Source organism: Streptomyces phyllanthi, from assembly GCF_009377205.1.
Classification (GTDB): Bacteria; Actinomycetota; Actinomycetes; order Streptomycetales; family Streptomycetaceae; genus Streptomyces; species Streptomyces phyllanthi.
The window spans coordinates 1-7,424 of record NZ_VJZE01000449.1; the positions used below are offsets into that span (position 1 = coordinate 1).

General features: G+C 72.4%; 5 protein-coding genes. 4 read left to right on the plus strand and 1 reads right to left on the minus strand.

The genetic code is table 11. The features are described from left to right. Window positions 1–1,763 precede the first annotated feature (1,763 nt). The 4 genes from FNH04_RS37525 to FNH04_RS37540 all read left to right on the plus strand — a co-directional run bounded on the left by FNH04_RS37525 (window position 1,764) and on the right by FNH04_RS37540 (window position 5,568). Window positions 1,764–2,564 (plus strand): ABC transporter permease, encoded by an 801-nt coding sequence (locus FNH04_RS37525; protein WP_322724980.1) that lies wholly within the window; start codon window positions 1,764–1,766, stop codon window positions 2,562–2,564. Continuing rightward, entirely contained in the window at window positions 2,557–3,453 is an 897-nt protein-coding gene (locus FNH04_RS37530) for an ABC transporter permease (protein ID WP_322724982.1), read from the plus strand. The genes FNH04_RS37525 and FNH04_RS37530 overlap by 8 nt, the downstream gene beginning before the upstream one ends. Window positions 3,454–3,543: 90 nt before the next feature. After that, window positions 3,544–4,593, plus strand: coding sequence for an ABC transporter ATP-binding protein (locus FNH04_RS37535; protein ID WP_322724984.1), 1,050 nt, complete (start codon window positions 3,544–3,546; stop codon window positions 4,591–4,593). Between the two features lie 60 nt (window positions 4,594–4,653). Next, the gene (locus tag FNH04_RS37540) at window positions 4,654–5,568 is read left to right on the plus strand and encodes a DUF1707 SHOCT-like domain-containing protein (protein WP_152790309.1); all 915 of its coding nucleotides are present in this window, start codon (window positions 4,654–4,656) and stop codon (window positions 5,566–5,568) included. A gap of 137 nt (window positions 5,569–5,705) precedes the next feature. Here the strand turns inward: FNH04_RS37540 and FNH04_RS37545 are convergent, their stop codons facing one another. Continuing rightward, complete coding sequence (locus FNH04_RS37545) at window positions 5,706–7,040, minus strand: SGNH/GDSL hydrolase family protein (protein WP_152790310.1); 1,335 nt, start codon at window positions 7,038–7,040, stop codon at window positions 5,706–5,708. Window positions 7,041–7,424 lie beyond the last annotated feature (384 nt).

The following is a 7,424-nucleotide window of genomic DNA, read 5'->3' on the forward strand; positions in this document are numbered from 1 at the left end:
GTCCGGGGGAGCGGGGGTGTTGGTGCCGGTGCCGGTGCCGGCGCCGGTGGCAGGTGTTCCGGTGGTGCCCGTGGGGCCGGTGGTGCGGGCGGCGCTGTGCGGGGCCTCGGTACGGGGTTTGCCGGGGCGGCCCGCGGAGGCCGGACCGCCGCCGGGCCCACTCGCCATGGCTCCGCCGAGACCTGCGGCTGCGGCCGCGCCTGCTGCGGGTCCGGTGGCCGGTGCTCCGGTGCCCGAGGCTCGGCCGGCTGCGGGTCCGCCGGTTGCGGCTCCGCCTGCTGCGGGTCCGGTGCGTGGGGTTCTTTGGCCCGGGGTCTTGCCTGGGCTGTTGGCCGGGGTTCGGCTGGAGGGCTTGTCGGGGCCGTTGTCGGGCGTTATGGCACGGAGTTGGCGGGTGCTGTCGTCCGGGGGCGTAGGGGTGCTCGCCGAACTCGGGCCGGAGGGCTTGTCCGTTCCGCCGGTCGACGGGAGGCCCGGGCTTGTGCGGGGACCGTCGCCCGAGACACGACCGGAGGGCTCGCCGGAGCCGCCTCCCGCGGCCTTGGCCGCCCCGCCTGCCGAAGGGTTACCGCGCCCTCGGCCCGAGACCTCGCCAGGACGGCGTCCCGAGGCGGCACCAGTGCCGGAGGCCGCGCCCGGCGCTCCGGCCGAGGCCGCGCCGGAGCCGCTGGTCGCGGCCGTGCCGGAGCCACTGGCTGAGGGCTTGCCGGACGTGCCGGTTTCTGCGGCTGAGGGTCCTCCGGTCGGGGGCCTTCCGGTTGGGGATGTGCCGGGGGTGTTCGGGCCGTTGTCGGGACGGCGGTCCGGGGTCGCGCCGGTGCCGGTGCCGGAGGCTGTGCTGGGCCTTCCGGTAGGAGCCGTGCCGGAGCCGCTGGTCGAGGCCGTGCCGGAGTCGCTGGCCGAGGACCGGCCGGAGCCTTCGGCCGGGGTTGCGCCGGTGCCGGAGGTTGTGCTGGGCCTTCCAGACGAAGTCGCGTCGGGGCCACCGGCCGTAGGCCTGACGGACGAGCCGAACCCTCCGGCCGAGGACCCTCCGGCCGAGTACCTGCCGGGCTCACCCGCAGGGGACTTGGCGGAGGCGCCGTCGCCCGGGGGCCTGGCTGAGCCACCGTCACCAGGAACCCCGGCGGAGCCACCTTCGCTCGCCGCCCCGGCGGAGGCACCACGTCCCGTGGCCGAGGAGCGGTCGGCGCCCGCGGCTGCGCCGCGCCCCGAGCCCGGCGCCTCGCCGGGAGCGACGTCCGTAGCCTCGCGTGGGCCGGAGCTCGTGGTCTCGCCGGGGCGGGCCCCCGCGGCTCCGCCGCGAGCCGAGCCCGGGGTCTCGCCGGGCTCGGCGTCCGCAGTCGCGTCGCGACCGGTGCCCGTCACCTCTCCCGGCCCAACGCCCCCGGCCGCGCCGCGCCCGGCGCCCGGGACGTCAGCAGGCCCGGGCCCCCGGCTCACGCTCGGCTCGGCACCCTGGTCCCCGTCGGGCACGGCGTCCGGCCCCCGGGACCCCTCGGGGCCGGAGGCCGGGGCCTGGCCCGGGCGGTGCTGCTGCGGCTGCGGCTCGTCGCTCATGGTCCTGCCGTACTCCTGTTTTCGCGTCGTACGTCCCGTACGCCCTCGTACGCCTGTACCCGAAGACTGTTGCACCACCTGTTCCGTTCCCGGACACCGGCACACGCCGTCCCCGGAAAACACGTGGCACGCCCCTCCACCCGCGCACTAGGCTCCTGCGCTTCGGCCCGAGCACAGCTCTTCGCAGCGGATGGAGGTTCCTCGTGGGGGCAGGGCGGTTGTACGCCGCTGTCGCCGCCGGTGGCTTCAGGCGGTACGCGACGTATCGGGCGGCCACCGCGGCAGGGGTGTTCACCAACACCGTCTTCGGCTTCATCCTCGCATACACCTACATCGCCCTCTGGGACGAGAAGCCCCATCTCGGCGGCTACGACCAGGCGCAGGCCCTGACCTACGTATGGGTCGGGCAGGCGATGTTCGCGGTCATGGTCCTCGGCAGCAACGGTTTCGAGGCGGAGCTGATCGAGCGGATCCGCACGGGAGACATCGCGATCGACCTGTACCGGCCCGCCGATCTCCAACTGTGGTGGTTCGCCGCGGACTCCGGCCGGGCCCTGTTCCAGCTGCTCGGACGGGGTGTCGTCCCCATGGCCTTCGGCGCGCTCTGCTTCGATCTCGCCCTGCCCCGCGACCCGTTGGCCTGGCTCGCCTGTCTCGTCGCGATCGCCCTGGGCGTCGTCGTCAGCTTTGCGATCCGGTACATCGTCGCGCTGTGGGCGTTCTGGCTGCTGGACGGCTCGGGTGCGATGCAACTCACCTGGCTCACCGGGGTCTTCTTCTCCGGGATGCTGCTGCCGCTGAACGTCTTCCCCGGAGCGCTCGGCGAGATCGCCCGTCTCCTGCCCTGGTCGGCGCTGCTCCAGGCGCCCGCGGACGTCCTGCTCGGGGAGGCCGATCCGCTGGCCACGTACGGATTCCAGATCGCGTGGGCCGTCGTACTGCTCGCGGCCGGGCGGCTGGTCCAGTCGGCGGCCACGCGGAGGGTGGTGGTCCAGGGTGGCTGAGGCCAGGACCGCGACGGCGGCGCACCACCCGGACTGCCCGGACCGCCCGGACCGCACGGACGACGCGTACGCGCCGTACAGTCCCGTACGCGACGGGCTGCGGGCCTACCTCATGATCGCCGCCATGTGGATCCGCTCCACGATGGCCTACCGCGCGTCCTTCGCCATGACCGCCTTCGGCAACTTCGCGGCGACCTCCTTCGACTTCCTCGCGATCCTGCTGATGTTCTCCCAGGTCGACGAGCTCGGCGGCTACACCCTCCCCGAGATCGCCTTCCTGTACGGGGTCGTCGGCATCGCCTTCGGGCTCACCGATCTGGCGATCGGCTCGATGGACCGGCTCGGGCGCCGTGTGCGCGACGGCACGCTGGACACCCTCCTCGTCCGTCCGGTCCCCGTGCTCGCCCAGGTCGCCGCGGACAAGTTCGCCCTGCGCCGCCTGGGCCGGGTCACGCAGGGGCTGTTCGTCCTCGGGTACGCCCTGACCGTGCTCGACATCGACTGGACCCCGGTCAAAGTGCTGATGATCCCGATGATGGTGCTCAGCGGCGGGCTGATCTTCGGGGCGGTGTTCGTGGCGGGCGGGGCCTTCCAGTTCATCGCGCTGGACGCGGCCGAGGTGCAGAACTCCTTCACGTACGGCGGCAGCACCCTCCTGCAGTACCCGCCGACCGTCTTCGCCAAGGACCTGGTGCGCGGGGTGACGTTCGTCCTGCCGCTCGCCTTCGTCAACTGGGTGCCCGCCCTCTACGTGCTGGGCCGGCCCTACCCGCTCGACCTGCCGACCTGGGTCGCCTTCACGCCTCCGCTGGTGGGGGCGGGCTGCTGCGCGCTGGCGGGGCTCGCCTGGCGTGCGGGACTGCGTTCGTACCGGAGCACGGGGAGTTAGGGGAGTCAGGCACACGTGGACAGTCACTCGGACAGCCGCTCGGACAGCCGCTCGGGCAGCCGCTCGGGCAGCCGCTCGGACAGTCACTTCATCGAACTCGACCGGGTCGAGAAGGTCTTCGACGTCCGTAGGAAGACCGGCTTCCTGCGCCGTGAGCGGCGCGAGGTGCGGGCGGTCGACTCGATCTCCTTCACGGTGGCGCGCGGCGAGATGGTCGGCTACATCGGGCCGAACGGCGCCGGGAAGTCCACCACCATCAAGATGCTGACCGGCATCCTCACCCCGAGCGGCGGCCGGCTGCGGGTCGCCGGTATCGACCCTTCCCGCGAGCGCACCCGCCTCGCGCACCGCATCGGTGTCGTCTTCGGCCAGCGCACCACGCTGTGGTGGGACCTGCCGCTGATCGACTCGTACCGGCTGATGCACCGTATGTACCGCATCCCCGACGCCCGTTACCGCGCGAACCTCGACCGCTGTGTCGAACTCCTCGAACTCGGCGACCTGCTGGACGTCCCCGTACGGCAACTCTCCCTCGGCCAGCGGATGCGCGGCGACATCGCGGCCGCGCTGCTGCACGACCCCGAGATCCTGTACCTGGACGAGCCGACCATCGGCCTCGACGTGATCAGCAAGGCCAAGGTGCGGGAGTTCCTGCGGGACCTGAACGCCGAGAACGGCACGACCGTGCTGCTCACCACGCACGACCTCCAGGACATCGAGCAGCTGTGCCGCCGCGTCATGGTCATCGACCACGGGCGGCTCATGTACGACGGTCCGCTCGCCGGGCTGCACGAGGTGGGGGACAGCGAGCGGATCCTCGTGGTCGACCTGGAGCGGGAGCTGCCCCCGATCGAGGCGGCGCCCGCACGGGTCGTGAAGGTGGAGGGGCCCCGGCAGTGGCTCGCGTTCCCCGCCTCGGAGTCGGCGGCTCCGCTGGTGGCGCGGATCGCGTCGGAGTACCCGCTGGTGGACCTGTCCGTGCGGGAGCCCGACATCGAGGCGGTGATCGCCCAGATGTACGCGGAGCAGGCGGACCGGGCCGAGCAGGCGGACCGGGCTGAGCGGGCAGACCGGGCTGAGAGGGCAGACCGGGCTGAGCGGGCCGGGCGGGCGGGTGAGGCCGAGGATGCGGTCTCGTAGCGCTGGAGGCGGTCTCGAAGCCCGGTACCCCGGTGCGCGGGTTGCTCGTAGGCTGGCGTCATGACCGACGAACTCCCCGAACTCAGGCCCTCCGACAGCCTTCGCGCCTCGGACGCGGACCGTGAACGAGTCGCCGAGCAGCTCCGGGACGCGGTGGCCGAGGGCCGTCTCGACATGGAGGAGTTCGAGGAGCGGCTGGACGCCACGTACAAGGCGCGCACCTATGGCGAACTGGCGCCGATCACCCGCGATCTGCCGGGTGCGGGGACCGTGGCGCCGCCGCCCGTGTCGATGGTCAAGGAGCCTACCGAGAGCGGTGGTTGGGCCGGCCGGATCACCGGGACCGAGGGCTCGTCGACCTGGGGCGTCGCGGTCATGTCGGGGTTCGAGCGCAAGGGCCACTGGACCGTGCCGAAGCAGTTCAACTGCTTCGCGTTCTGGGGCGGCGGCACCATCGACCTGCGCGACGCGTACTTCGCCGACCGCGAGGTCACCCTCAACTGCGTGGCGATCATGGGCGGTATCGAGATCATCGTGCCGCCGGGCGTCGAGGTCGTCGTCCGCGGTCTCGGTGTCATGGGCGCCTTCGACCAGCGTGAGGACGGCGTCGCGGGCGACCCCGGCGCCCCGCGCGTGATCGTCACCGGGTTCGCCTTCTGGGGCGGTGTCGGCGTCCAGCGCAAGCTGCCCAGGGCCGAGCGGCAGCGTCTGAAGGAGGCCCGCCGCCGGGAGAAGCTGGAGCGGCGGCAGGCGCGCGGGGAACTGTCCGCCTCGCCCCACGACGACCTGCACGACATCCACGACGTTCACCGCGAGGCGATGGAGCACGTCCGCGATGCCCTGGAGGATCACCGCGAGCTGCTGCGCGAGCGCCGGGAGGAGCGTGCGGCGCGGCGCGAGGAACGGGAGGCCAGGCGCGATGAGCGCGATGCCCGCCGCGATGAGCGCAGACGCCGCCGGGACGGCGAGTACTGAGCGGCTGCCTCAAACCGTACGGCCCCGTACGGCGTGTACGGGCGGTACGGCCTCGTGCGGCGGTACGGTCCCGTACGGCGGTACGGCCCCGTACGACCGGACCGTACGGCTCGAGGCGGCGGCAGCTGTCCGGATCCTCAGAGCTCGGCCGGAGCCGACCCCTTCAGGCTCGCCAGGTCGAAGACCTCGGCCATCCGCGCGTACCCCTTGTCGCTCGGGTGGAGATGGTCGCCCGAGTCGTAGTCGGAGCGCAGCCGGCGCGGGTTGTACGGGTCGCGGAGCGCCTTGTCGAAGTCCACCACCGCGTCGAACACGCGGCCGGAGCGTATCTCGGCGTTCACCGCCTGGCGTACGGCCTCGCGGTCGTCGCGGTAGCCGCGGTGGCCCTGGAAGGGCATGAGCGTGGCGCCGACGACGCGCAGGCCGCGGGCGTGGGCCTGGGAGACCAGCCTGCGCAAGCCCTCCACGATCGCTTCCGGGTCGGCGCGTCCCGGGTTGCGCAGGATGTCGTTGACGCCGAGGTCGATGACGACGGCCTTGACGCCCGTACGGCCGATCACGTCGCGCTGGAAGCGGGAGAGCGCACTCGGGTTCTCGGCGGGGCGGCCGAGCCCGTCGGCGAGGATCTGGTTTCCGCTGATGCCCTGGTTGACCACGCTGTAGCGGGGCACGTCGCCGGAGGCGGCGGCCGCGTGCAGCCGCTGGGAGAGGACGTCCGGCCAGCGGCGGTTGGCCCCCACGGTGGAGGTCACGCCGTCGGTGAGCGAGTCGCCGAGCATGACGACCGTGCCCTCCGACTCGTTGCTGAGCACGTCCAGCGCGGTGAGGTAGCGCCAGTACGTGGTCTGCGTGGTGTACGGCTCCCCGGTGATGTCCTCCGTCTGGTCGCCCTCGGCTGTGTACGAGGTCTGGCGGGCCTGCGGGTGGTAGGTGACCGGGCCGGACGGGGTGGGGGAGAAGGTGGTCACGAGTACGTCGGCGTTCTGCGGGACGGCGACGCGTACGACATCGCTCATGACCTGCTGACCTGCCGGGACGACGACCGAGACGTCGCCGCCGAAGGTGAGGCGGCGCATGGTGCCGGTCGCGGCGGCCGGGTTGTTCGCCGCGACCGCGACCGCGAGCGAGGCGTGGGCGATGGTGAGCGGCTGCTGGCCGTAGAGATTGGACAGCGTGACGCGGGCACCCGTACCGCTGACGCTCGTGTGCACGACGTTGCGGACCGAACGGCCCGCCAGGCCGTTCCTCTCGGTGCCGGGCTCTCCGCCGACCGGTGACGCGGACCAGGCGCCGATCCAGGTGCCGGTGGAGGCCGGGGCGGCCGGGTTGTGGGACGTGCGGCCGCCTGCGAAAGTCTCCTGCTTCTTGCCGTCGCCGTCGTCTAAACCGACTCCGACGTATATGGCGGCAGAGATGGCCACGACCAGCGAACAGATCGCGGCGAGCAAGGCATAACCGTGACGCTTGGTCATGCGGTGCGTGTCTCCTAGGACGAAGGGAGCCCGAGGCTCCGATGTGATCACCCCATGATGCGTCATGGAGCGGGGGCGAGCCGCCAGTACCCCCGCGGTTCCCCCGACCGGACAGACGCGGGGAACTCATGTTCCGTTCCAGGAGTCGTTCAGGGATAAGTCACACAAGGTCCACAGACGGCCCGAGCGGACCCGGCCCGAATGAACGCGGGAAGGGACAATGGGGTACGGGGGACGCGGGACGCGAACGGTGGAGTGAATGAACCGTACGAATCCGGAAGAACCGCACGGCGAGAACGGCCGAGCCCTGCCCCGGAGCGCCACATCTGCTGGGCCGCAGCCGAACGATGCCGCGTCCGCGGGAGGCGGGGAGCGGGTGGGCGG

Excerpts from the sequence above, each read along its gene's own strand:
- FNH04_RS37545 (WP_152790310.1), bottom strand. The coding sequence starts at position 7,040 with ATGACCAAGCGTCACGGTTATGCCTTGCTCGCCGCGATCTGTTCGCTG.
- FNH04_RS37540 (WP_152790309.1), top strand. The coding sequence starts at position 4,654 with ATGACCGACGAACTCCCCGAACTCAGGCCCTCCGACAGCCTTCGCGCC.